This is a genomic window from Phaeacidiphilus oryzae TH49 (assembly GCF_000744815.1).
Taxonomy (GTDB): Bacteria; Actinomycetota; Actinomycetes; order Streptomycetales; family Streptomycetaceae; genus Phaeacidiphilus; species Phaeacidiphilus oryzae.
Genome location: NZ_JQMQ01000004.1, coordinates 389583 through 414805, shown reverse-complemented (window position 1 = coordinate 414805; position 25223 = coordinate 389583). Strand labels below are relative to the sequence as shown.

The window sequence follows — 25223 nt, the reverse complement described above, 5'->3', positions numbered from 1 at the left end:
TCCCGGCCGTGACCACCCCCACCCGTCATGAGCGCATCGTCGCCGCCCTCCGCGACCTGGGCGCGGCGTCCGTCCGGGAGTTGTCCGAGCGGCTCGGGGTCAGCGAGTCCACCGTCCGCCGCGACCTCAAGGCGCTGGACCGGGACGGGGCCCTGGTGCGCACCTACGGCGGCGCCGCCCCGGCGCCCGCGGCGGCGAGCGCGGCGGCCCACGAGCACCCCTTCGCCGTCGAGGCCGACGTGGACGCCGAGGCCAAGGAGGCGATGGCGGAGGCCGCCGCGGCACTGGTTCCGGACCACGGCGTGGTGCTGCTCGACATCGGCACCACCACCATGCGGATCGCCCGCCGCCTGCGCGGCCGCCCGGTCACCGTCCTCACCAGCAGCCTCGCGGTCCTGGACGTGCTGCGCGAGGACCCGGAGGTGCGGCTGGTGCTGCTGGGCGGAGCGGTGCGGCGGAACTACGAGTCGCTGGTGGGCTCACTGACCCTCAACGCCCTCCAGCAGGTCAGTGCCGACCTCGCCTTCATCGGCTGTACGGGGGTGCGGCCGAACGGGCACGTACTGGACGACATGGCGGTGGAGGCGCCGATCAAGCAGGCGATGATCGAGTCGGCGCAGCACGCCGTGCTCCTCGCGCCGCCGTCCAAGTTCCCCGGCACCGGCTCGCTTCGGGTGTGCACCCTGGAGCGGGTGGACACCGTGGTCACCACGGCCGCTGCCCCCGAAGAGACCCTGCGACTGTGCGAGAGCACCGGCGGAAAGGTGATCCTGGCATGAAACTCTGCATCCTCGGCGGCGGCGGATTCCGCGTCCCGTACGTCTACCGCGCCCTGCTGGGCGACGGAGGCGAGCCCCGGGTCGACGACGTCTGGCTCTACGACACCGACTCCGAGCGGCTGGAGGCGGTGCAGCGGATCCTGGCCGAGCTGGCCGAGGGGCACCCGGACGCCCCCCGGGTCTCCGCCACCACCGTCCTCGACGACGCCCTGGAGGGCGCGGACTTCGTCTTCTGCGCGGTCCGGGTCGGCGGCCTGGCCGGGCGCACCCAGGACGAGCGGGTCGCGCTGGAACTCGGCGTCCTCGGCCAGGAGACCACCGGCCCGGGCGGGCTGGCGTACGGGCTGCGCACCCTCCCGGTGATGCGCCGGTTCGCCGAGCGGGTGCGGGCGGTGGCGCCGGGGGCCTTCGTCATCAACTTCACCAACCCGGCCGGAATGATCACCGAGGCGATGCAGTCGGTACTCGGCGACCGGGTGGTCGGCATCTGCGACACGCCGTCCGGCCTGGGCCGCCGGGTGGCCCGGGCGCTCGGCGCCGACCCGGCCGCCGCCCGGCTGGACTACATCGGCCTCAACCACCTCGGCTGGCTGCGCCGGCTGGAGCTGGACGGCCGCGACCGGCTGCCCGAACTCCTCGCCGACGACGAGAAGTTGGGCTCGCTGGAGGAGACCGAGGTGTTCGGCCCGGAGTGGATCAGGACGATGGGGCTACTGCCCAACGAGTATCTGTACTACTACTACTTCAACCGGGACGCGGTGCGCGCCATCCTGGACGCCCCGCGCACCCGGGGCGAGTTCCTGGTCGAGCAGCAGACCGCGTTCTTCCGGCAGGCCCGCGGGCTCTCCTGCGGCGCCGAGCGGCTGTGGCGGCGGACCATCGCCGAGCGCAGCGCGAGCTACATGGCCGAGGCCAAGGACGGTGTGGAGCACGGCGAGGCGCCGGCGGCGGGCGCCGGATCGCCCACCGACGAGGCCCCCGAGCCGGAGATCGACGGCTACGCCGGGGTCGCCCTCGCCCTGATGAACGCGATCGCCCGGGACGAACCGGCCTCCATGGTGCTCAACGTCCGCAACGGCCCGATCGTCCCCTCGCTGCCCGCGGACGCGGTCATCGAGGTGCCCTGCACGGTGGACGCCAAGGGCCCGCGCCCCCAGCCGGTGACCGCCCCCGACCTCTCCCAACTCGGCCTGATGCAGCAGGTGAAGGCCTGCGAGCGGCTCACCGTCCGGGCCGCCTTCGAGCAGGACCCGGACGCCGCTCTGCAGGCCTTCGCCCTCCACCCGCTGGTGGACTCGGTGAGCGTCGCCCGGCGGCTGCTGGACGGCTATCGCACCCGCATCCCGGAGGTGGCCGAGGCGCTGGGCGGGCGCTGAGCCGCCGGCCGCCGGGTGCGCAGCAGCACGGCGCATCCGGCGGCCGCCGCGACGACCGCGGCGGCCAGCAGGAGGGCCTGGTGGTAGCCGTGCCGCAGCAGCGGCGCGGCGGCCAGCGGGCCGACGATCTGGCCGACCGAGTAACCCGCCGTCAGAACCGCCACCGCGCGCGGGAACCGCAGCCGGGTTCCGGCCTCCAGGCTGAGGGTGGAGACGCCGACGAAGGTGCCGCCGAAGAGCACCGCGGAGGCCAGCGCGGCCGCCACCCCGCCGAACAGCGCGGGCAGCGCGACGCCGACCGCCTGCACCAGCAGCGCGGCGGGCAGCATCAGCGCGGCGGACCACCGCACGGCCAGTCGTCCCCAGAGCGCCGCGGAGGGCACGACCGCGAGGCCGACCAGCACCCAGGCGCCGCTGCCGACCCATCCGGGCGAGCTCTGCCCGACCGCCGCGACCAGGAAGGTGCCGGCGATGATGTAGCCGACGCCCTCCAGGGTGTAGGAGGCGAACAGGGCGGCGAAGGCGCGGCGGGCGGGGGCCGGCGTCCGGGGCGGAGCGGGGGCGGCGTCCGCAGCGGCGGCCCCGGCAGGGGCGGTCTCCGCAGGGGCGGTCTCCGCGGGGGCGGTCTCCGTGCCGCCGGCGCGCGGCTCGGGCGGCGCCGAGCGCAGGCCCCAGGCCGGGACGGTGAGGACGGCGGCGAGCGCGGCGGAGGCCCACCAGGCCACCCGCCAGTCGGCGATCCCGCGGAGCGCCAGCACCAGCAGCCCGGAGAGGGCGATACCGGCCCCGACCCCGCCGAACCCCCAGCCGGTGAGCCGGGCCGAGGGCCCGCGCAGCCGCCCGAGCAGCGCGTTCACCGCGACGACGAAGGCCAGCGCGCTGGCCGCGCCGGCCAGCAGCCGCAGCACCAGCCACAGCGGGTAGGAGCGGGTCTCCGGCATCGCCGCCAGGTCCGCCACCAGCAGCACCAGGCAGCAGCGCAGCACCGGCCCGGAGCCGGCCGCGCGCGGCAGCAGCATCCCGGCCACCGCGCCGACCAGGTAGCCCGCGTAGTTCGCGGTGGCCAGCGCGGCCCCGGCACCGTCGGAGAGCCCCGCCTGGGTGTGCATCAGGGGCAGGATCGGCGTGTAGACGAACCGGCCGATCCCCATCGCCACCGCCAGCGCGGCGGCCACCTGGGCGACCAGCACCCAGGGGGCGCGATCCCCGGGGGGTGCCGCGGGCACGGTGCTCCGCGTCGGGACGAGGGTGTCGGGTGCGCCTGCTGCGACGCTGCGATCGGACATACGCCCAGCCTGCGCCCACCGCCCGCGCGGACTCCACGACCGCCTCCCTCCCATCTGGGAGGCTGCGGCTAACAGCGCCGGCGGGGCGTCAGTCGCGGGGGCTCCAGGCATCGGCGCCGGGGCCGTCGAGGGCGAGGTCACCGACGTCCGCGGTGAGGGCCTGGACGGCGTCCAGGACGGCGGGGCGGGTCTCCGTCCGGCGCCAGACGAGGAGCCAGGGCCAGTAGACCCGCGGCTCTGCCACCGCGTAGCGGGCCAGGTCCGGTGGGACCGGAGTGCGCCGGCCCTTGGGCGAGTTGAGGATCGGCCGGCGCAGCCGTCGGACGTGGTCGAAGAAGGCCGGGCCGGTGATCCCGCCGTCGTGGAAGCGGGCCGTCCTGGCCCCGGTGTCCTGCGCCAGCCGCTCGGCGTAGGCGTTCCAGGCGGACCAGGCGGTGACGTCGTCGTCCAGCGGGACCACCGTCTCGCGGGCGCGCACCACCCCCGCCTCGCCCGTCTCGCCCCGTCTCCGGCTCTCGGGAGCCGGGCCGACGGCGTGGAGGCGGTCGGCGCCGAGCAGCCGGCCGCGCAGTCCCCGTTCGGCCAGCTCGGCGCGCGGGATCCAGCAGATGGCCAGGTCCAGGCCGCCGTCGGCGACCCGGGCGGCCTGGGTGTGCGAGGGGGCGACCCAGGCGTCGACGTGCACCAGGGCGGCGCCGGAGGTGCGCGCGGACAGGTCGGGCGGCAGCCAGTCGACGTAGCCGAGCCGGACCGGTTCCGAGCCGCCGATCCTGGCCGCCCGGTCGCGCAGGCTCTGCGCGCGCTCCAGCAGGTCCCGGGCGAGTGGGAGGAGGTCGGCCCCGGCCGGGGTGAGCCGCACCGAGCGGCGGTCGCGGTCGAAGAGCCGGACGCCGAGGTCGCGCTCCAGCACCTTGATCTGCTGGGAGAGCGACGGTCCGGCGATCAGCAGCCGCTCGGCCGCCCGGCCGAAGTTCAGCTCCTCGGCGACCGCGACGAAGTACCGCAGCTGGCGAAGGTCCACGGGGCCGATGCTACCCGCGCTGGGAGGCTGGGCCTCCCAGCCGGTTTCAGCGGGCGACGGTGGTGGCGGGCTCCTCTCCGCCGCCCGCCGCCCCGGCTCCGGGGGCCGGAGCGTCCCCGTCCCCGGGGAGTCCCACCCGGCCGCGCAGCAGCACGTAGTACAGGACTGCGGAGACGGCCAGGCCGAGCAGCCAGGAGACGTCGGCGCCGCCGAGCCTGGCCACCATCGGCCCGGTGTAGAAGGAGGTGCTCACGAAGGGGACCTCCACCAGCACACCGATCGCGTAGGCGGCCAGCGCCCGCAGGTTGACCCGCCCGTAGACGCCCCGCGGGTCGAAGAGCGCCGGGACGTCGTAGCGCTCCTTGCGGAGGGCGTAGAAGTCCACCAGGTTGATCGAGGTCCAGGGCACCAGGAAGTAGGTGAGGAGCAGGATGAAGTTCTCGAAGGTGGTGAGGAAGCCGTCCCGGCCGAGGAGGGCCAGCGCGCTGCCCGCCGCGGCAGCGCAGACGATGAAGACGGCCCGGGACACGCCGCCGACCCGCAGCCTGAGCAGGGCGGAGACGGTGGTGGTCGCGGACATGAAGGCGCCGTAGAGGTTGAGGACGTTGATCGCCAGCACGCCGAGGACGACGACCAGGAAGAACACCGCGGAGGCGGAGGCCGGTCCGAGGTGGACGACATAGGCGACCGGGTCGGCCTCGAAGCCCTTGGGCGAGATCGCGGCGGCGAGGCAGCCGAAGCACATCATCCAGCTGCCGGCGACCACCGATCCGGCGTAGGTCCACCAGAAGGGCGCGGCGGTGGAGGTCCGGGTCGGCAGATAGCGCGAGTAGTCGGCGACATAGGGCGCGTAGGTGATCTGCCAGGTGCCGGCGATGGAGAGGGCGAGGAGGAAGGTGCCCGGCTGGAAGGGGCCGGCGTGCAGCAGCCCGGCCGGGTGGGCGCCGGTGAGGAGCCGGTAGCTGAGGTAGAGGAAGACCGCCCCGCCGGCCACGCTGATCCACCGCTCGACCTGGTGGATCAGCCGGTAGCCGATCACCGCGAGCACCGTGCACACCACGGCGATCAGCACGATGCCGCCGCCCGAGGGCATCCCCGTCCAGGCCGACAGAGCCGAGCCGCCGAGCGCCGCGCTGCTGGCGAAGAAGCCCAGGTACATCGCGATGACCAGGAGCAGTGGCAGGACCGCGCCGAGGAAGCCGAACTGCGCCCGGCTCTGGATCATCTGCGGGACGCCGAGCTTGGGCCCCTGGGCGGAGTGGAGGGCCATGAACACTCCCCCGACCAGGTTGCCGAGGAGCACCGCCAGGCAGGCCCAGGGCAGGCTCAGGCCGACCACGACGGCGAGGGCCCCGGTCACGATGGTGGTGATCTGGGTGTTGGCGGCGAACCAGACCGCGAAGAGCGAGCGCGCGCTGCCGTGGCGCTCGTTCTCCGGGACGAACTCGAGCGCGTGGCGCTCCATCATCGGCTACCTCGGGCGTTCGTTGACGGTGGGCGCCTCCCATCTTGCTGTATGACTTCAGGCAGAGGTCAAGACCATGAATGATTACATTCACGTTGCGGGGAGGTCGGCTCACCGGCCGTCGAGGTGGGCGGGGAGGCTCTGGTGGCCGTTGGAGATGAAGCTGGCGAGGGGGGTCAGCCGGTCCGGGGGGACGGCCAGGGCCAGGTGGGGGAAGCGGGCGAAGAGCGCGGGCAGGGCGATCTCGGCCTCCAGGCGGGCGAGCGGGGCGCCGAGGCAGAGGTGGACGCCGTAGCCGAAGGCCAGGTGGTCCTTGTCGGGGCGGGTGGCGTCGAACTCCTCGGCCGTGGCGCCGTGGACGCGCGGGTCGCGGCCGGCGGCGTCGTAGACCGCCAGGATGGCCTCGCCGGCGCGGATCACGGCGCCGGCCGCCGCGTCGGTGCGGGGGTCGGCGTGGGCGTCGGCGTGGGCGCCGGCTTCGGTCTCGGCCTCGGCCTCGCGGGCGATGTCGATGTCCTGGACGGCGTAGCGCAGCGGCAGGCTGGCCACCGGGGCCTCCACCCGCAGGGTCTCCTCGATGAAGTCGGCCCAGCCGACGCGCCCGGAGGCGACCAGGGCGAGCTGGTCGGGACGGGCCAGCGCGGTGGTGATGGACTGGTCGAGGAGGTTGACCGTGGTCTCGTAGCCGGCGCTGATCACCAGGACGCAGGTGTCCACCAGCTCCTGCTCGGAGAGCGGGCCGCCACCGGCCTCGTCCCGCCCGGCCAGGAGCCGGCTGACCAGGTCCTCGCCGGGCTCGGCGCGCTTCCGCGCGATCAGTTCGGCGATCAGGTCCTGCATCTCCGCCGCGACGGCCTGCGCCTGGGCAGGGGTGATGGTGGTGTCGAAGAACCCGTCCGCGCAGCGCCCGAGGCCGGCCCGCAACTCCTCGGGGACGCCCATGAGTTCGCAGATCACCCGGATAGGCAGCGGGTAGGCGTAGCGGGCCCGCAGGTCCACCGGCTCGCCGGGCGGGGCCGCCGCGAGATCGTCCAGCAGGGACTTCACGATCCCCTCGATCCCCGGGCGGAGGTCCCTGATCCGGCGGGCGGTGAAGGCCGGCTGGACCAGCCTGCGTAAGCGGGAGTGGTCCGCGCCGTAGGCGGTGAACATGTTCCGCACCGCCACCCACACATAGAGCGGCCATTCCGGGCCGATCCGGCCGTCCTGGAAGGCCGGTCAGTGCCGCGAGGCGTCCTTGGAGACCCGGGGGTCCGTCAGCAGCCGCTTGAGGAGGGCGGTGTCGGTGATCGCCCAGGCGGTCACCCCGCCGGGCAGCTCCACCAGCGCGGCCGGGCCGCGGCGGCGCAGTTCGGCGGAGTCGGCATGGATGGAGCGGCCGTTGACGTCCAGCACGAGGGGCGGGAACCGGTCCATGCGCTCGCGTCCTTTCCTGACGAGGGGGAGGACTCTCGGGAGGTGCGGCTGGTGCGGCGGGGATCCGGCAGGCTGGTCCGAGGATATCGGCCGGCCGGCCCCCGGCAGAGGTCGCGATCCGGACTTCGCGCGGTCATTCCGGCCAGTCGGAGCCCTTGACGACCTCGACGAAGTCGCCGCGTACGAAGCCGGGCAGGAAGTGCGCCAGGACGTCCGCCTTGACGTTGCCGAAGGTGGTCGCGGGGCGGTCCCTGAGGCCCTCGGTGAAGGCCGCCAGGATCCGGTTCTTGAAGTCCGGGCGGGGGTGGGCGGCCAGCACGGCGGCGCGCTGCCCCTCGGTCACCGCGTGGTAGCCGATGCCGAGGACGTCCAGCTCCACGCCCCGGGTGACGAGGGCGATCTCCGGCGCCATGTGCAGCGGGATCTCCGGCGTGGTGTGGAGGGCGATGGCCGTCCAGACCCGGTCCGCCGGCTCCCCCGTGATGCCGTGGGCGCGGAGGAAGCGGCGGGCCTCGTCGGCGCCGTCCAGTTCGAAGCGCTGGTCGGTGCGGCGGTAGTGCTCGGTCAGGCCCAGGTCGTGGAAGAGCGCGCCGACGTAGAGCAGCTCCGGGTCGAAGTCGAGGCCCTCCTCGCGGCCGCGCAGCGCGCCCCAGACGAAGACCCGCCGGGAGTGGTCGAAGAGGAGGGGCGGGGCGGACTCCCGCACCAGCTCGGTGGCCTCGCGCGCCAGGGCGCTGTCCGGGATCCGCACGCCGGCGATCTGCTCGCTCACGCTTCGGCTGGTCATGGCTCCTCCTGCGGGGGTTCGTCGTACCGGACGGCTCCGAGTGGGCCCTGGTGGGGCCCGGGTACGTCCGGGCTGTGACTTCACCGTCCCGCGGAGGCGTAGGGTGGGGCCATGTCCTTGCAGCCAGGAAACCCACAGATCCGGACATGAGGCCGGGCACGGGGTCGGGGGCGAAGCCGGAGCTGGAGTCGGAGTCGGAGTCGGCGGCGGACCGGAGGCGCCGGGTGGGCTTCGTGGTGTTCGACGGCGTCACCATGCTCGACGTCAGCGGCCCCACCGAGGTGCTCCATCTGTCCGGTCGGGTCGCCGCGCCCTACGAACTCGTGCTGGTCTCGCCCGGCGGCCGGCCGGTCGCCACCTCCAGCGGACTGGCCCTGACCGGCGCGGTGCGCCCGGCCGAGGCGGGGCCGCTGCACACCCTCGTGGTGGCCGGCGGAGACCGCCTCGCCGAGCAGCCGATCGAGGCCGAACTCCTGGATGCCGTACGGTCGTTGGCCGCCGGCGCGGATCGGGTCGCGTCCGTCTGCACCGGCGCCTTCGTCCTGGCCGGGCTCGGTCTGCTGGACGGGCGCCGGGCGACCACCCACTGGCGGCACGCCGGGGAGCTGGCCCGCCGCCACCCCCGGGTCCGGGTCGCACCGGACGCCATCCATGTGCGCGACGGGCGCTATCTCAGCTCCGCCGGGATCAGCGCCGGGATCGATCTGGCCCTGGCCCTGGTGGAGGAGGACCACGGAGCGGACGCGGCCCGGGCGGTGGCCCGGGAGCTGGTGGTGTTCATGCAACGGCCCGGCGGGCAGTCGCAGTTCTCCACCGCCACCGCGCCGCCGGCCCGCAGCGGGCCGCTGCGCGCCCTGGTCGCCGCCGTCCTCGCAGACCCGGCCGCCGACCACAGTCTCTCCGCGATGGCGGACCGGTTGGCGGTCAGTCCGCGGCACCTCTCCCGGATCTTCCACGCCGAGCTGGGCACCACCCCGGCCCGGTGGCTGGAACGGGTGCGCCTGGACCGCGCCCAGCGGCTCCTTCTGGAGGGCCGCAGCGTCACCGCGGCCGCCGCGGAGAGCGGCATCGGCAGCGACGAGACCCTCCGCCGGGCCTTCGCCCGCGACCTGGGCACCACCCCGACCGAGTACCGGGCCCGCTTCCGCACCACCGGCCCGCCCCCGGCGGCTACCGCTCCGCGGGGCGGGTGAAGCCGTAGGCCCGCTCGACGACGCCGAGGAACCCCGGCTGGTCGGCGGCGAGCTTCATCATTCGCTCGTCGGTCTCCGCGTAGCCGTCGTCCCCCGGGGTCCGCACCGCCGTGACCACGGCGTAGTACGGCGGGGCAGGCAGCGCGGCGGGCGCGGGTTCGGTCACGGAGGGCCTCCAGGAAGTGGCACCGGCGGGGTGGCAGCGGCGGTTTCCCCCGAACGGTCCCGCATGGCCGGCCGGCACACCACAAGGCCCGCCCCCGGCGGGGTTCCGGCCGCGCCGGTGTTCAGCCGCCCCGGGGGGCGAGGAGGAGGCGGGGGTCGCTGATCACCCGGTCGATGATGTGGGTGGCGGCACCGCGCGCGGCGGCGCTGAAGCCGAGGGCGGAGACGGCCAGTCCGCCGGCCGCGGCGGGCGGCCCGGGGGCGGCGAGGAGCCGGTCGCGGTAGGCGGTCCGGGCGCTGGGCATGATCCAGGGGGCCACCGCGGTGAAGTAGCCGCCGAGGACGATCACCTCGGGGTCGAAGAGGGCGGCGACGTTGGCGCAGCCGGTGCCGATGTCCTCGCCCAGCCGGGACAGCGCGGCCAGGACCGCCGGATCGCCCCGCCCGGCCCGCCGGGCCACCCGGCCGACGCTCTCCTCGGAGGACGAGGCCGCTCCCGCCGGGGGCTCGCCCACCGCCGCCAGCAGCGCCTGCAGGCCGACCAGCGCCTCCCAGCAGCCGCGCCGACCGCAGCCGCAGGCCGGCCCCGCCGGGTCGACGAGCATATGGCCGACCTCGCCGCTGTAGCCGCGGGCGCCGAGCAGCGGGCGGCCGTCGACGATCAGGCCGCCGCCGATGCCCACGTCCCCGGTGATGTACACCAGATGCGGGGTCCCGGCGTGGCTGCCGACCCGGTACTCGGCCAGGGCCGCGCGGTTCGCCTCGTTGCCCACGGTCACCGGGCCGACCCGGTCGCCGAGCCGTGCCGCGAGGAGCCCGGAGAGGAGTTCCGCGACCGGCACCCCGTCCCAGCCGAGGTTGGGGGCGCGGCCGACGATCCCGCGCCGCTCGTCCACCAGCCCGGGGATCGCCACCCCCAGCCCGGCCACCAGCGGATCCCGCCCGGAGCCGGGCGCGGCGGGGAGCGAGTCCAGCCAGGCCGCGCAGGCCTCCGCGAGGGCGCGCAGGGCCGCTTCCGCGCCGGCCCGGGGGGTGTCGAACGGCCGGTGCCATCGGTGCACCTGACGGTTGGCCAGGTCGGCCACCAGCATGGTCAGGTAGTCCACGTTGATCTCGGCGCCGATCGCCAGCACATGCCGGCCGGCCAGCCGCAGCTCGGTGCCCGGCCGGCCGTGGCCGCTGCGGGCGGTGGCGGCTCCGGTCTCCTCGACCAGGCCGAGCCCGATCAGCTCCCCCACCAGCCGGGAGACGGTCGCCCGGGTGAGCCCGGCGCGGGCGGCGAGGCCGGCCCGCGAGTCGGGGCCGGTCGCCCAGAGATGGCGCAGCACCACCTCCAGGTTGTTGCGCCGGATGTCCGTGTGCCCGGCGCGGGCCGGCACCCCGGATGGACGTTCGGAGAGCAAGGAGCCTCCTGGGTCGGCACGGACGGATGGTTCGCGGGGGCTTGACAGGGACATTGGTGAGCCTATGTTTTGGACCGAAGCAAAACCACCGGACCGGCGCCATTGATCCGCGCAACGTCCTTCTCCCGCACACGATGTGACGGTACGTCAGAGTTCGGCACGGTACCTATTCCACCCCACTCCAGGAGGCGATATGGGCTGGAGATCCGCCCATCTCCGCTCCACGGCCCTCGCGGCCGCCTGCTCCCTCGGCATGCTGGGCGCGGGCCTCACCACCGCCGCCGCGCATCCCGTCCATGCGGCCGCGGCCGCCGCCGCGGTCACGACGGCCGGCGGCGGCACCGGCACGACGCCGATCTACCTCGACACCCGGTACTCCTTCCAGGAGCGGGCCGCCGACCTCGTCTCCCGGATGACGCTGGACGAGAAGGTCCAGCAGCTCCACACCAACAACGCCCCGGCGATCCCCCGGCTGGGCCTCCAGCAGTACACCTACTGGAACGAGGGCCAGCACGGCGTCAACACCCTCGGCGCGGACACCGACTCGGGCAGTGCGAGCGGCGGAGTGCACGCCACCAGCTTCCCGACCAACTTCGCCGCCGCCATGACCTGGGACAAGCAGCTGATGTACCGGGAGACCCAGGCCATCTCGGACGAGGCCCGCGGCTTCCTGGACAAGTCGCTGTGGGGCACCGGCCAGAACAACCTGGGGCCCTCGGCGGACGACTACGGCTCGCTGACCTACTGGGCGCCCAATGTGAACCTGGACCGGGACCCCCGCTGGGGCCGCACCGACGAGGCCTTCGGCGAGGACCCCTACCTGGTCTCGCAGATGGCCGGGGCGTTCGTGGACGGCTACCAGGGCCAGAACCCGGACGGCAGCCGGCAGACCAGGTATCTGAAGGTGGCCGCCACTGCCAAGCACTACGCGCTCAACAATGTGGAGCAGAACCGCACCGGGATCAGCTCCCAGGTCACCGACACCGACCTGTACGACTACTACACCGCGCAGTTCAAGAGCCTCATCGAGAAGGCCCACGTCTCCGGCCTGATGACCTCCTACAACGCGATCAACGGGACCCCGTCGGTGGCCGACACCTACACCACCGACCAGATCGCCCAGCGCACCTACGGCTTCCAGGGGTACATCACCTCGGACTGCGGGGCGGTCGGCACCACCTACCGCTCCTTCCCGTCCGGCCACGACTGGGCGCCGCCCGGCTGGACCACCGACGGCAAGGACGCCAACGCCACCTGGACCGAGACCGCCACCGGCCGGAAGATCCCGGGCGCGGCCGGCGGCCAGGCGTACGCGCTGCGCGCCGGGACCGACGCCAACTGCACCGGCGCGGAGGCCACCCCGCAGAACCTGGAGGAGGCGATCCAGGCCGGGATCATCAGCGAGGGCGTCATCGACACCGCACTGGTCCACCTCTTCACCGTGCGGATGGAGACCGGCGAGTTCGACCCCGCCTCGGGCAACCCGTACACCAGGATCTCCAAGAGCGTGATCGAGTCCCCCGCCCACCAGGCGCTGGCCACCGAGGTCGCCGACAACGCCCTGGTACTGCTGAAGAACGACCGGCTGGCGGCGACGGGCAAGCCCCTGCTGCCCGCCGACGCCGCCGCCCAGAGCAAGGTGGTGATCCTGGGCGACCAGGCGGGCAGGACCACGCTGGGCGACTACTCGGGCGATCCGACCCACCAGACGGACGCCGTGCAGGGGATCACCGCCGCGGTGAAGGCCGCCAACCCGAACGCGGACGTGGTCTACGACCCGGCCGGCACCTCCACCACCGCCACCGGCGGAGCGGTGCTCAGCGCCCAGACCCAGGCCGACGTCAAGGACGCCGACCTGGTGGTGGTCGCCGTCGGCACCGACACCAGTGTGGCCACCGAGGGCAAGGACCGCAGCACCCTGGCACTGCCCGGCAACTACGCCGACCTGGTGGACCAGGTGGCGGCGCTGGGCAACCCGCGGACGGTGCTGGACATCCAGTCGGACGGCCCGGTGGACATCGAGGGGCTCAAGGACAAGGTGCCCGCGATCGTCTTCGCCGGCTACAACGGGCAGAGCCAGGGAACCGCCCTGGCCGACGTCCTCTTCGGCCGCCAGAACCCCAGCGGGCACCTGGACTTCACCTGGTACAAGGACGACTCGCAGCTGCCGCCCATGGCCGACTACGGTCTCGCGCCGAGCGCCACCGGCGGTCTCGGCAGGACCTACCAGTACTTCACCGGGACGCCCAGCTATCCGTTCGGGTACGGCCTCAGCTACACCTCGTTCCGGTACTCCCACGTCCGGGCCGACAGGAGCGCGGTCGACGCGAACGGCAGCGTGGACGTCTCCTTCGACGTCACCAACACCGGCGGCACCGCCGGGGCGACCGTCGCCCAGCTGTACGCGGCGACGCCGTTCGCCGTCCGCGGCGCCGAGCTCCCCAAGGAGCGCCTGGAGGGCTTCCAGAAGACGCGGGTGCTGAGGCCCGGCGAGACCCAGCACCTCACCCTCCGGGTGAACGTCCCCGACCTGGCCTTCCGGGACGCGGCGGCGGCCAGGTCGGTCGTGTACGACGGGACCTACCGCTTCATGGTCGGACCGGACTCGGCGAGCCCGGCGGGCGCCGCCGAGGTGCGGGTCGGCGGCAGCCTCACCCCGCACGTCCAGTACGTCACCGTGCAGCCGGAGTCGGTGGTCTACCAGGCCGGCGACACCATCGACCTGACCGGCAGCAACCGCTGGATCAAGGACGACACCGACCCGGCCCAGCAGCCCGGCCGGAACATGTCGGTCAAGGCCGACCATGTGGTGGAGGCGGTCGCGGACGACGGCTCCTTCCTCAACCTGGCGCATGCCCGGGTCCGGTACTCCAGCAGCGATCCCGCGGTGGCCACCGTCTCCCCCAAGGGGATCGTCACCGCGGTCGGCAACGGCGCGGCCACCATCCGGGCCACCGTCGACGGGGTCACCGGCAGCGCCGTGGTCCGGGTCGGCCACCCGCTGGCCGTCAGCGGCGGCGGTGTGGACGCGACCGGCGGGGCCGTCACCCTGACCACGACCTACACCAACAGCGGGCCGACCGCCCTGACCGGCGTCCAGGTCTCGTTGACCCCGCCGTCCGGCTGGACCGCGACGGCCACCACCCCGTCCACCTTCGGCACCCTGGCACCGGGGGCCAAGGGCGTTACCAGCTGGCGGCTGGCGCCGGGTTCCGGCTCCGCCGGCACCGGCACCTACCCGGTCGCGGCCTCCGCCACCTACCAGGGCGCGCGCAGCGACGACGAGGCCTCGACCCGGATCCTGGTGCCGTACACCAGCTTCGCCGCGGCCCGGAACAACGTCGCCGTCGCCGACGACTCCTCGCCCGGCTCCGCGAACCTGGACGGCGGTCACGCCGGCCTCTCCCAGCAGGCGCTGGCCGCGGCCGGAATCACCTCCGGCGGGACCGTCAGCAGCGGCGGGCTGACCTACTCCTGGCCGACCACCGGCACCGGCGCCGCGGACAACGTCGCCGCCCTCGGCCAGACCATCCCGCTGACCGGGGTGCCGTCCGGCGCGACCAGGCTGGGACTGCTCGGCACCAGCGCGTACGGGGAGGGCTCCGGCTCCGGGGTGATCACCTACACCGACGGCAGCAGCCAGCAGATCTCGCTGGACTTCCCGGACTGGTGGTCCAACACCCCACCGCCCGGCGGCTCGATCCTGGTCTCCACCCCCTACCTGGACCAGCCGGCCGGGAAGCAGACCCAGCAGGTCAGCGTGTACGCCGAGACCGTGAGCCTGGAACCCGGCAAGACCCCGGCCTATCTCACCCTGCCCGACATGGGAGCGCCGGTGGCGATGAACCAGGTCTCCCTGCACATCTTCGCGGTGGCCACCGGCTGACCCCCGGAGGCCGGGCCGCAGCCGGCTGCCGGTTGCGGCCAATGCCGGGCCGAATCGATTGACAGGCCAAATCGTCCGCTCCTAGGGTCCCTTCGCACCGCCCACGAACCTCCGGTCGGCGCGGCCGGGACCCGAAAGGCAGACGACCACCGCAGCAGGGGCGGAGGCCGCCGAGGAGACCCTCCTCGGCGGCCTCCGCGATCCGGCGCCGCCTCTCCGCCCTCGGCCTCGCGACCCGGCTTCACCGCCGGGCGCGTCTGGCGGGACCGCACCGAGCAGGAAGAGAAGAGCACGCCATGACCGAGAAGCAGGCCCTGGTCGTCCGCGGCGGCTGGGAGGGCCACAGCCCGGTCCGGGCGAGCGACCGGTACGCCGGGGCGCTCAAGGAGGACGGCTACGCGGTGACCGTCTCCGACACCCTGGACAGCTACCTGGACGCCGAACTGCTGGCCGGCACCGACCTGATCGTGCAGTGCTGGACGATGGGCACGATCACCGGCGAGCAGTCCGCCGCCCTGTCCGCCGCGGTCCGGGCCGGCACCGGGCTGGCCGGCTGGCACGGCGGGATCATCGACGCCTTCCGCTCCGACACCCGCTACCAGCTGATGACGGGCGGTCAGTTCGTCCACCACCCGCGCGAGTTCAGCACCTACCGGGTGCGCCCGCGGGCCGAGCGGGCGGACCACCCGGTGCTGGCCGGGATCGGGCCGTTCACCGTGACCAGCGAGCAGTACTACCTCCACCTCGACCCCACCGTGGAGGTCCTCGCCGACTCGGTCTACGAACCCGATCCCGACCACCCCGAACTGGCCGGAACGGTCGTCCCGGTCACCTGGACCCGCCGCTGGGGCGCCGGCCGCGTCTTCGTCACCGCCATCGGCCACCACCTCGCCGACCTCGAGATCCCCGAGGTCGACTCGATGATCCGGAGGGGCATGCGATGGGCGACCCGCTGACTTCCGGTCAGAAACCGCTGCGGATAGGCCTGGTGGGGGCCGGCCAGATCAGCGCCGCCTATCTGGACACCCTCCCCCGGCTGGACGGCCTCGAACTGACCGCCGTGGCCGACCTGGACCCGGAGCGCGCGCGGGCCACCGCGTCCACCGTCCCCGGCGCCCGCGCCCTCACCCTGTCCGAGCTGTACGCCGCGGACGAGGTCGACCTGGTGCTCAACCTGACCGTGCCGGCCGCCCACGCCGAGGTCGCGCACTCCGCCATCGCCGCGGGCAAGCACGTCTACGGCGAGAAGCCGCTGGCCGCCACCGCCGCCGAGGGGCGGGAACTGCTCGCCGCCGCCGAGCGGGCCGGGGTCAGGGTCGGCTGCGCCCCCGACACCGTCCTCGGCACCGGCGTGCAGACCGCGAGGGCGAGCCTGGACGCCGGGGAGATCGGCACACCGGTCGCCGCCACCGCCTTCATGACCACCCCGGGCCACGAACGCTGGCACCCCGCCCCGGAGTTCTACTACCGCCCGGGCGGCGGCCCGCTGCTCGACATGGGCCCGTACTACCTGACCGCACTGGTCACCCTCCTCGGTCCGGTCCGCCGGGTCACCGGCCTCTCCTCCACGGCCCGCGCGACCCGCACCGTCGGCAGCGGACCGCGGGCCGGCACCGAGTTCCCGGTCGAGGTCGCCACCCACGTCACCGGCGTGCTGGAGCACGCGGGCGGCGCCCTCTCCACCCTGGTGATGAGCTTCGAGGTGTGGGCGGCGCAGCTGCCCCGGATCGAGGTCTACGGCACCGGCGGCTCGCTCTCCGTCCCGGACCCCAACGGCTTCGACGGCCGGGTCCGCCTCTTCCGCGCCGGGGAGGAGGGCTGGCGGGACCTGCCGGTGAGCGGCGGCTACCAGGACGCCTCCCGCGGCTACGGGGTCGCCGACCTGGCCGGCGCCCTGGCCGGGGGCACCGCCCACCGCGCCTCCGGCGAACTCGCCCTCCACGTCCTGGAGGTGATGGAGGCCCTGCTCGCCTCCGGCGAGACCGGCCGCGCCGTCGAGACCACCACCGACTGCGCACGCCCGGCGGCCGTCCCGCTCGGCGCCCGCCCCGGGGAGAGCTGACGGCCGCAGGCCTGCCGGAGGCGTTGACCGGGCGGCTGATAACGTCGTATGGCGTTCGCGGCGCGTCCGCCTCGAGCACAGGAATGAGCCGACCGGCCACAGAGAGCTCAGGAAGTGCAGGAAGTGTCAGCAGCCAATCGGACCGCGCTGGTCGAGGACCTGATGGAACGGTTCTCGCACGTGCCGCGGGAAGCCGTGATCAAGGAAGACCTGCTGCGCGGCGGGATCGCCTTCGACGACTCCGCGCTCAGCGGCAACGAGGACGGCGACGTCAAGCCGAAGTCCTACTTCATCTTCTCCTTCGACCACCGCACCCTTCCGGAGCTGGGCGCCGCCGCCCTCAACCGCCCGCCGGAGGAGATCGTGCTGACCGGCGGCCCCTACGGGCTGCGGCGGACGGTGGTGTCGGTGCGGGTCAACCCCGCCTCCCCCTACCTGGTCAAGCCGGGTGAGGACGGGATGCTCGGGCTGTACCTGGACGGGCGGCGGATCGCGGACGTCGGCCTGCCGCCGATGCCGGAGTACTACCGGCACACCCTGGCCAACGGGAAGTCGGTGATGGAGGTCGCCCCGACCATCCAGTGGGGCTACCTCATCTATCTGACCGCCTTCCGGGTCTGCCAGTACTTCGGCGCCAAGGAGGAGTGCCAGTACTGCGACATCAACCACAACTGGCGCCAGCACAAGGCCGCCGGCCGCCCCTACACCGGGGTCAAGCCGGTCGAGGAGGTGCTGGAGGCGCTGGAGATCATCGACCGCTACGACACCGCCAGGACCTCCACCGCGTACACCCTCACCGGCGGCGCGATCACCTCGCACGTGGGCGGCAAGGACGAGGCCGACTTCTACGGCGAGTACGCCCGCGCCATCGAGGAGCGCTTCCCCGGCCGCTGGATCGGCAAGGTCGTCGCCCAGGCCCTGCCCAAGGCCGACGTCCAGCGCTTCAAGGACTACGGGGTGCAGATCTACCACCCCAACTACGAGGTCTGGGACGAGCGGCTGTTCCAGCTCTACTGCCCGGGCAAGGAGCGGTACGTCGGCCGCGCCGAGTGGCACCGCCGGATCCTGGACTCCGCCGAGGTCTTCGGGCCGCGCAACGTCATCCCCAACTTCGTGGCGGGCGTGGAGATGGCCGAGCCCTTCGGCTTCACCACGGTCGACGAGGCGATCGCCTCCACCGCCGAGGGGCTGCACTACTTCATGTCCCGGGGGATCACCCCACGGTTCACCACCTGGTGCCCGGAGCCCACCACCCCGCTGGGCAAGGCCAATCCGCAGGGCGCGCCGCTGGAGTACCACATCCGGCTGCTGGACGTGTACCGCTCGACGCTGGCGGAGCACGGCCTGTCCTCCCCGCCCGGCTACGGCCCGCCCGGTCCGGGCAACGCCGTCTTCTCCGTCAGCTCCTTCATGGACAGCCTTCCGGCGGAGGACGGCGCGGCCGAGGAGGGCGCGGCGGTCAGCGGGGCCTGACACCGCGAGCGGCGCGGTCGCGGACGGCGCGGTCGCGACCGGCGCGGTCGCGGAGGACGAACTTCTGGATCTTGCCGGTGGAGGTCTTCGGGAGCGGGCCGAAGCACACCGACTCGGGTGCCTTGAAGTGGGCGAGCCGCTCGCGGACGAACGCGATCAGCTCGTCCGCGGTGGCCGCCGCGCCCTCGTGGAGGGCCACGTAGGCGACGGGGACCTCCCCCCACTTCTCGTGGGGGGCGGCGACCACGGCGGCCTCCAGGACGGCCGGGTGCTCGGCGAGGGCCTGCTCGACCTCGACGGAGGCGATGTTCTCGCCGCCCGAGACGATGATGTCCTTGCTGCGGTCGCGGAGTTCGATGTACCCGTCGGGATGCCGCACCCCCAGGTCGCCGGTGCGGAACCAGCCGTCGGGGGCCGCCTGCGCGGTGGCCTCCGGGTCCTTGAAGTAGCCGAGCATGACGTTGTTGCCGCGCAGCGCGATCTCGCCGACGGCCGTGCCGTCGGCGGGCACCTCGCCGCCGTCCTTCGCGACCACCCGGGCCTGGCAGGCGATCATGTTGCCCACGCCCTGCCGGGCCTTCAGGCGGGCCTGGGCGCCGGCGTCCAGGCCGTCCCACTCCGGGCGCCAGTCGCAGAGCATGGCGGGCCCGAAGGTCTCGGTCAGGCCGTAGAGGTGGGTGACCTCGAAGCCCAACTCGCCCATCCGGCGCAGGATCGCCGGGGACGGCGGGGCCCCGCCAGTCGCCACCCGCACGGGGTGCGGCAGCGGCCCGGCCTCGGGGGCGTAGGCCAGCATGGAGAGCACCGTCGGCGCGCCGTTGAGGTGGGTGACGCCCTCCTCCCGGATCAGCCGCCACACCTCGGCGGGTTCGACCCTGGGCAGGCAGACGTGGGTGGCGGCCGCCGCGGTCACCGCCCAGGGGAAGCACCAGCCGTTGCAGTGGAACATCGGCAGCGTCCAGAGGTGGACCGCCGAGGGCGAGAGACCCGTGTGCCCGACCATGGCCAGGGCCTGGAGATAGGCCCCGCGGTGGTGGTACATCACGCCCTTGGGGCGGCCGGTGGTGCCGGAGGTGTAGTTGAGGGAGAGCAGCGCCCGCTCGTCGGCGGGGGTGCGCGCGCCCGGCTCGGCTCCGGCGAGCAGCCGCTCGTACCCCTCCCCCGCCCGCACGAGCACCGGCGGGGCGTCGAGCCGGGCCAGGGCGTCCGCGACCACCTCGTCGAAGGCCGGGTCGTGGATCAGGACGGCGGCCTCGGAGTGCTCCAGGATGCGGGCCACCTCGCCGGCCGCCAGCCGGGTGTTGACGGGCACCAGCGGCACCCCCGCCCAGGGCACGCCGAAGTGCGCCTCCAGCATCACATGGGTGTTGGGCGCCAGGACGGCCACCGGCCTGTTCCGCGCCAGCGGGGCCAGTGCGCCGGCCAGGCGGCGGCAGCGGTCGTGGAGTTGGGCGTAGGTCCAGCGCCGGCCGCCGTCCACCACGGCGGTCCGATCGCCGTGCGCGGCGGCCGCGCGGTCCAGGTACGAGACCGGGGTCAGCGGCTCGAAGGAGAGCGAGTCGAGGCGGTCGGGCCCGCCGCTCACCGCTTCTCCTCGCGCGGCCGGGTCTCCCCCCACCGGTTCCAGTGGACGACCTCCTCCACCGGGCGGCGCCTGGGCTGCGCCCAGGCGCCGCGGGCCGGATAGCCCATCGGGATCAGCGCCATGGTCAGCGCGTCCTCCGGCAAGCCGAGGAGGGCGCGGAGCTCGTCCTCGTGGCCGCCGTAGAGGGTGGTGAGGGAGGTGCCGATGCCGCGGACCCGGGCGGCCAGGCAGAGCTGCTGGACGGCGCCGTAGATGGAGGCGCCCACCCGGGGGCTGTCGGCGTCGGCGGCGTGCCGCAGCACCGGGAAGACCCAGACCGGGGCCTCCTGGATGTGCTGCGCCAGGTGCTCGGCGCCGAGGAAGCCGCGCGGGCTCAGACCGCCGGCGTCCGGTGGTGCGTTGAGGATCTCCTCTCGGTGCCGTCCGTACGCGGCCTGCCAGTTCGCCCGGTACCACTCGGCGACCCGGTCCTTGGTCCGCCGGTCGGTGACCACCACCCAGCCCCACTGCTGGCGGTTGCCGCCGGAGGGGCCGCGGATCGCCGCGTCCAGGATCTCCCAGAGGACGGGCTCGGGGATGGGGTCCGGGGCGAGGTAGCGCCGGGCGGGGGTGGAGTGCAGAGCCTCCCAGGCGGTCAGGTCGTCCGGCGCCACTCGTCCTCCAGCTCCGGCCGGGTCGCCGCCCGGCCGATCGGGGTCTTCGCCCGGTCATCATGGCCGCGCGGGCGTGCGCGGGCAACAGCCCCCCGGCCCGGACTCCCCGTGGCGGCGGATCAGCCGCCGTTGCGCTCCCGCAGGGCCGGCATCACCTCGCGGGCGAAGAGGCGGGTCTCCTCCAGGGTGAAGGTCTCCACCAGGAGGCGGCGGGCGCCGGTGCGGTCGACGGTCTGCTGGAGCGCCTCGACGACCTGCTCGGGGGTGCCGGAGACGGCGATCGCCGGGCGGGTGGGGTGCGCGGCGGAGTGGTCCACCTGGAACTCGCCGTCGGTGGCCGGTATCGGCCGCCTGCCGCCGGCGGCGTAGAAGGCGCGGAAGGCGCCGAAGGCCCGGGAGAGGTCGACCAGGTTGCGCTCGGCCTCCTCCTCGGTGGCGGCGACGCCGACGAAGCGCTCCACCATGAGGTTGGCGCCGGAGCGGGTGTGCCCGTGCTCGGCGGCGGTCTTGACGTAGGCGTCCAGGGCGTCCCGGTGCTCCTGGTCGCTGCCGAAGTTGCGCATGATGTTCCAGCCGCGGGCGGCGGCGAAGCCCATCGTCTCGGCGCTGGATCCGCCCAGCCAGACCGGCAGCCGGTCCTGGAGGGGACGGGTGGCGAGGGTGGTGGGCCGGGTGACCGGGAAGAACTCGCCGTCGAAGGTGAACTCCCGCTGGGTCAGCGCGAGGTCCACCAGTTCCAGGCCCTCGATCCAGGCCCGCTTGAGCTCCGCCTCGCCCAGCTCCCGGCCCATGGCGACCTGCGCCTCGCCGGGGATGCCGCGGCCGAGGCCGAGCTCGAAGCGGCCGCCGCTGAGGAGGTCGAGGAGGCCGGCCTCCTCGGCGACGCGGAGCGGGCTGTAGAGCGGCAGCACGGTCACGGCGGTGCCCAGCCGGATGCGGCTGGTCCGGACGGCCGCGGCGGCCAGCAGGAGGTGCGGCGAGGGGCAGGTCATCAGCGGGGCGTGGTGCTCGGTGACGGTCACCCCGTCGAAGCCCAACTCCTCGGCCAGCACGGTGAACTCGATGAAGTCATCGACCTGCCGCCGCTGCCAGCGGGGGTCGTGGACGTCCGGATCCCGCTCCCGGGAGTGGAGGCCGGCTCCGTAGGTGTGGACGAACTTGAGGGTGTCGGTCCCGTCGCTGAGCGCGCCCATGAGCTCTGACCTCCAGCACGAGGAGAGGAAGACCCGGGCCAACCCTAGGGCGAACTCCCCCGCCTGTGACCACCCCTGACGGCCCGTCAGCGTCCGGGCCGGTCAGCCGCGGCTCAGTAGGCCACCGTGAAGCGGGCCTTGTGGTGGGCCGGGCGGTCGATCTCGTCGAGGAAGGCGATGGCGTAGTCGGCCCCGGAGATGAAGGACCGGCCCTCGGCGTCGGCGACCAGCACGTCGTCGCCGAGCCGGAAGGCGCCGGTGCGCTCGCCGGGCACCCAGGCGCCGAACTCGGCGGCCGGGCTGACGTAGAACCAGTCCACGTCGGTGTCGGCGGCCAGCAGGGCGTCCAGCACCTGGGCGTGCGAGCCGGCCTCGGCCTTGTAGGCGTCCGGGAAGTCGGGGGTGTCGATCAGCCGCGGCCCGCCGTCGGCGACCCGCAGGCTGCCGGCCCCGCCGACCACGCCGATCCGGGCGCCGCCCGCGCTCGCGGCCGCCAGCAGCGAGGGCACCAGCGGCAGCAGGAACGGCTTGCCGTCCGCACTGCCGTGGACGGCCACGACCAGCACGTCGGACTTGGCCGCCAGGTCGCGCACCAGCTTCTCGTCGGCCACCGAGCCGGCGACCGGAGTGACGCCGGGCCGGGCCTCGGCGCTGCCGGTGCGGTTGACCGCGATGACCTCGTGGCCGCGGCGGAGGGCCTCGTCGGTGAGGTGACCGCCGGCGTAGCCGGTGGCGCCGAAGACGGTGATGACGGCCATGGGGTACTCCTTCGAAGCAGATGGGGAATTCGCAACTGCGATGGTTACGGATTACCCGGCCAACTGTAACAGCCATGCGCACGGTTTCCGGCGAAGGCCGTAGCATGAGGTCATGGCCCAACCCACGAACACCCGGTTCGCGGTGGCCGTCCATCTGCTCACGCTGCTGGCCGGCTCGCCCGGCGCATGGCTGGACTCGCAGTCCCTGGCCGGCAGTCCCGCGACCAACGCCGCCCATGTCCGGCGGATCCTCGGCCGGCTGCGGTCGGCCGGGCTGGTGCGCTCCCAGCCGGGCCCGCACGGCGGCTGGACGCTGGAGCGCGAGCCCGGCGCGATCGACCTCTCGCTGGTCTGGCTGGCGGTCAACGGCGAGGACCCGGTGCTCGGCGTCCACGTGCCGCAGCCGGACTGCCCGGTCGGCCGGCGGGTGCACCGCAACCTCCTCGCCCTGGACCGCCGCGCCCTCGACGCCCTCCTCACCGATCTCCGCCGCACCACCGTGGCGGACATGCTGGAGGCGGAAGCGGACAGGGACGCGGACGCGGAGCCGGCCCGGGCGGGATGACGGGTCAGGACCAGCTGATCAGGGCGTCCAGCGCCTCGATCACGTCCCCGCGCACCAGCAGCGGGTTCACCTCCAGCGCGGAGAGCCCCGGCCCCAGGGAGGCGGCCGCCTCCCCGATGGCGGTCACGACCTCGGCGAGCCGGTCGAGGTCGGCCGGCTCTCCGCCGCGGACGCCCGTCAGCAGGCGATAGCCGCGGAGTTCCCGGAGGGCCTCGCGGACCTCGGACGGGGTGACCGGGAGGAGGCGCAGGGCGCTGTCCCGCAGGACCTCGACCCAGACGCCGCCGAGGCCCACCGCCAGGGTCAGCCCCCAGGCCGGGTCGCGCACGATGCCCACCAGGAGTTCCACCCCGCCGGTGCGCTGGGGCTGGACCAGCGTCCCGGCGCCTGGGAGTCCGCGGTCGGCCAGGATGGACGCCAACTCCCGGTGGGCGGCCCGGACCTGGTCGGGACCGGCCAGGCCGAGACGGACGCCGCCGATGTCGGACTTGTGGCCGAGGCCGTCGGCCGCCGCCTTGAGGACGACGGGATAGCCGAACTCCTCGGCCGCGCGCACCGCCTCCGCCTCGTCGGCGGCCAGGCGGGACGGGACCACGGGGACGCCGTGCTCGGCCAGCAGGGCGGCCGCCCGGTGCTCGGCCCACAGCTCGCCGGGCGCGCCGGGGGTCACCGCCGCCGGTGACGGCGATGGGCCGGTTCGCGCCTCCGCGCCCGTCCGCGCCTCCGCCGACGCCCGGCCCACCGCCCTCGACCAGCGGACGAGGTGGCCGATCGCGGTCATCCCGTGCTCGATCCCGCCGGCCACGTACGGGAAGCCGGTGCGCGCCTGCACCTGGCGGCCGAACTCGGTGACGTCGGTGAGGACGTTGCCGACCACCATCACCGGCACCCGCGCCCGCCGGATCCGCTCGGCGTTGGCCTCGGCCACCCGGATCGCCGCCTCCGGGGCGGCCGGCGCCGTCCGCGGCAGGTCGGAGAGGAGCAGCACCGCGTCGATGCCGGGATCGTCGGCGACCACGTCCAGCGCCCGGCCGAGGAGCGTGCGGTCCACCACCACGTAGCCGGTGACGTCCAGCGGGTTGGCCGGGGTGGCGAACTCCGGCAGCAGTCCCTTGAGCCGGGCCACCGTCTCCGGGGTGAACTCCGGGAGTTCCAGGCCCTCCTGCTCGGCCCGGTCGGCAATGATCTCGGAGGCGCCGCCGGACGGGGTGACCACGCCGATCCGGCGGCCGTCCACCCGGCCCACCTCGGCCAGCAGTCCGGCCGTGATGATCAGGTCCTCCAGCGAGTGCACCCGGACCACGCCGAGTCGCCGGAAGGCCGCGTCGATCACCCGGTCGTCACCGACCAGTGCCCCGGTGTGCGCCTGGGCGGTGTGCGAGGCGATCGCGCTGGTGCCGATCTTCAGTGCCACCACCGGCTTCCCGGCCCGCGCCGCCGCCCGGCAGACCCGGGCGAACTCCTCGGGATGCCGTACCGACTCCAGGAAGAGCGCGATCACCCGGGTGTCCGGGTCGTCCACCAGGTAGGACATCACGTCCGTGGTGGAGACCAGGGCCTCGTTGCCCATCGAGGTGAGGAGGCTGAGGCCGAGGTTGCGGGCCTGGGCGAAGGCCAGCACCGAGCTGGCCAGTGCCCCGCTCTGCAGCACCACCCCGACCGGCCCGGACCGCAGCGGGGCCGGGATCGGCAGGCCGTACGGGGTGGTCCCGGCGGCGGCGTTGATGTAGCCGTTGCCGTTGGGGCCGAGGAGGGTCAGTCCGTTCTCGGCGGCGAAGCGGCTGATCTCCTCCTCCCGCAGGCGGCCCTCCTCGCCGGTCTCGCCGAAGCCCGCGGTGAGGACGACGTAGTGCCGGACGCCGGCCGCCGCGCCCTCGCGGAGCACCGGCAGCACGGCCGGGGTCGGGACCATCACATACGCCAGGTCCACCGGTTCGCCGATCTCGGCCAGCCCGCGGTGGGCGGGCTCGCCGTGCACCACCTCGGTGCGCGGGTTGACCAGGTGGACCTTGCCGGCGAAGCCGTGCCGGCGGAGGTTGTCGAAGGTGGAGAGGGACCAGCCGGACTTGTCGGTGGCGCCGACCAGCGCGATGGAGCTCGGCCGGAAGAGCGCCCGCAGGTCGTCCGGGGAGGGCACGGTACGTGTGGTGGTCAAGC

Annotated in this window: 21 protein-coding genes; 8 read left to right on the top strand and 13 right to left on the bottom strand. The window is 74.2% G+C overall.

From position 1 onward, the window contains the following. Window positions 1–8 precede the first annotated feature (8 nt). A complete protein-coding gene (locus BS73_RS02075) occupies window positions 9–779 on the top strand; it encodes a DeoR/GlpR family DNA-binding transcription regulator (protein WP_037568750.1) in 771 nt (256 codons plus the stop codon). Next, the gene (locus BS73_RS02070) at window positions 776–2155 is read left to right on the top strand and encodes a 6-phospho-beta-glucosidase (protein ID WP_037568748.1); all 1380 of its coding nucleotides are present in this window, start codon (window positions 776–778) and stop codon (window positions 2153–2155) included. Before BS73_RS02075 ends, BS73_RS02070 begins: the two co-directional genes overlap by 4 nt. Here the strand turns inward: BS73_RS02070 and BS73_RS02065 are convergent. The 6 genes from BS73_RS02065 to BS73_RS02045 form a co-directional block, all read right to left on the bottom strand. Then, window positions 2107–3441 (bottom strand): YbfB/YjiJ family MFS transporter, encoded by a 1335-nt coding sequence (locus BS73_RS02065; RefSeq protein ID WP_456153922.1) that lies wholly within the window; start codon window positions 3439–3441, stop codon window positions 2107–2109. The two genes, BS73_RS02070 and BS73_RS02065, sit on opposite strands and share 49 nt — an antisense overlap. Before the next feature lie 88 nt (window positions 3442–3529). Then, on the bottom strand, window positions 3530–4471 hold the full coding sequence (locus BS73_RS02060; RefSeq protein WP_152617478.1) for a LysR family transcriptional regulator: 942 nt from the start codon (window positions 4469–4471) through the stop codon (window positions 3530–3532). A 37-nt stretch (window positions 4472–4508) separates the two neighbouring features. Further along, a complete protein-coding gene (locus BS73_RS02055) occupies window positions 4509–5927 on the bottom strand; it encodes a purine-cytosine permease family protein (protein ID WP_235215241.1) in 1419 nt (472 codons plus the stop codon). A gap of 111 nt (window positions 5928–6038) precedes the next feature. Next, window positions 6039–7094 carry a cytochrome P450 family protein gene (locus BS73_RS02050; RefSeq protein ID WP_322987237.1) on the bottom strand — a complete coding sequence of 352 codons (1056 nt, stop codon included), beginning with the start codon at window positions 7092–7094 and terminating at the stop codon, window positions 6039–6041. A gap of 51 nt (window positions 7095–7145) precedes the next feature. Next, window positions 7146–7343 (bottom strand): hypothetical protein, encoded by a 198-nt coding sequence (locus BS73_RS40605; RefSeq protein WP_322987236.1) that lies wholly within the window; start codon window positions 7341–7343, stop codon window positions 7146–7148. A 133-nt stretch (window positions 7344–7476) separates the two neighbouring features. Next, window positions 7477–8130, bottom strand: coding sequence for an HD domain-containing protein (locus BS73_RS02045; RefSeq protein ID WP_200886612.1), 654 nt, complete (start codon window positions 8128–8130; stop codon window positions 7477–7479). A gap of 146 nt (window positions 8131–8276) precedes the next feature. On the opposite strand from BS73_RS02045, the gene BS73_RS02040 reads away from it, so the two are divergent. Beyond that, the gene (locus tag BS73_RS02040; RefSeq protein ID WP_084703695.1) at window positions 8277–9323 is read left to right on the top strand and encodes a GlxA family transcriptional regulator; all 1047 of its coding nucleotides are present in this window, start codon (window positions 8277–8279) and stop codon (window positions 9321–9323) included. Here the strand turns inward: BS73_RS02040 and BS73_RS02035 are convergent. Then, window positions 9301–9489: a hypothetical protein gene (locus BS73_RS02035; RefSeq protein ID WP_037568745.1), complete on the bottom strand. Its 189-nt coding sequence runs from the start codon at window positions 9487–9489 to the stop codon at window positions 9301–9303. The genes BS73_RS02040 and BS73_RS02035 overlap by 23 nt on opposite strands. A gap of 121 nt (window positions 9490–9610) precedes the next feature. Further along, window positions 9611–10891, bottom strand: a complete 1281-nt coding sequence (locus tag BS73_RS02030) for an ROK family transcriptional regulator (protein ID WP_063836888.1) — start codon at window positions 10889–10891, stop codon at window positions 9611–9613. 193 nt (window positions 10892–11084) lie between these two features. Between BS73_RS02030 and BS73_RS02025 the strand changes: the two genes are divergently transcribed. The 4 genes from BS73_RS02025 (at window position 11085) to BS73_RS02010 (ending at window position 18312) form a co-directional block, all read left to right on the top strand. After that, on the top strand, window positions 11085–14777 hold the full coding sequence (locus tag BS73_RS02025; protein ID WP_051939089.1) for a glycoside hydrolase family 3 C-terminal domain-containing protein: 3693 nt from the start codon (window positions 11085–11087) through the stop codon (window positions 14775–14777). Between the two features lie 296 nt (window positions 14778–15073). Beyond that, window positions 15074–15733 (top strand): ThuA domain-containing protein, encoded by a 660-nt coding sequence (locus BS73_RS02020; protein WP_037568743.1) that lies wholly within the window; start codon window positions 15074–15076, stop codon window positions 15731–15733. Then, on the top strand, window positions 15718–16839 hold the full coding sequence (locus BS73_RS02015; protein ID WP_037568742.1) for a Gfo/Idh/MocA family protein: 1122 nt from the start codon (window positions 15718–15720) through the stop codon (window positions 16837–16839). The genes BS73_RS02020 and BS73_RS02015 overlap by 16 nt, the downstream gene beginning before the upstream one ends. Before the next feature lie 162 nt (window positions 16840–17001). Then, complete coding sequence (locus tag BS73_RS02010; RefSeq protein WP_235215293.1) at window positions 17002–18312, top strand: radical SAM protein; 1311 nt, start codon at window positions 17002–17004, stop codon at window positions 18310–18312. On the opposite strand, the gene BS73_RS02005 is transcribed toward BS73_RS02010, so the two are convergent. The 4 genes from BS73_RS02005 to BS73_RS01990 all read right to left on the bottom strand — a co-directional run bounded on the left by BS73_RS02005 (window position 18299) and on the right by BS73_RS01990 (window position 22501). Continuing rightward, complete coding sequence (locus tag BS73_RS02005) at window positions 18299–19897, bottom strand: AMP-binding protein (protein ID WP_037568740.1); 1599 nt, start codon at window positions 19895–19897, stop codon at window positions 18299–18301. The two genes, BS73_RS02010 and BS73_RS02005, sit on opposite strands and share 14 nt — an antisense overlap. After that, window positions 19894–20550 (bottom strand): nitroreductase family protein, encoded by a 657-nt coding sequence (locus BS73_RS02000; protein WP_037568739.1) that lies wholly within the window; start codon window positions 20548–20550, stop codon window positions 19894–19896. The genes BS73_RS02005 and BS73_RS02000 overlap by 4 nt, the downstream gene beginning before the upstream one ends. Before the next feature lie 119 nt (window positions 20551–20669). After that, window positions 20670–21743, bottom strand: coding sequence for an LLM class flavin-dependent oxidoreductase (locus tag BS73_RS34350; RefSeq protein WP_051939087.1), 1074 nt, complete (start codon window positions 21741–21743; stop codon window positions 20670–20672). A 113-nt stretch (window positions 21744–21856) separates the two neighbouring features. Then, window positions 21857–22501 (bottom strand): NAD(P)-dependent oxidoreductase, encoded by a 645-nt coding sequence (locus tag BS73_RS01990; RefSeq protein WP_037568738.1) that lies wholly within the window; start codon window positions 22499–22501, stop codon window positions 21857–21859. 112 nt (window positions 22502–22613) lie between these two features. Here BS73_RS01990 and BS73_RS01985 point away from each other — a divergent pair, with 112 nt between their 5' ends. After that, a complete protein-coding gene (locus BS73_RS01985) occupies window positions 22614–23066 on the top strand; it encodes an Rrf2 family transcriptional regulator (RefSeq protein ID WP_037568737.1) in 453 nt (150 codons plus the stop codon). A gap of 4 nt (window positions 23067–23070) precedes the next feature. On the opposite strand, the gene BS73_RS01980 is transcribed toward BS73_RS01985, so the two are convergent. Continuing rightward, the gene (locus BS73_RS01980) at window positions 23071–25221 is read right to left on the bottom strand and encodes an acetate--CoA ligase family protein (RefSeq protein ID WP_051939085.1); all 2151 of its coding nucleotides are present in this window, start codon (window positions 25219–25221) and stop codon (window positions 23071–23073) included. Between the last annotated feature and the right edge of the window lie 2 nt (window positions 25222–25223).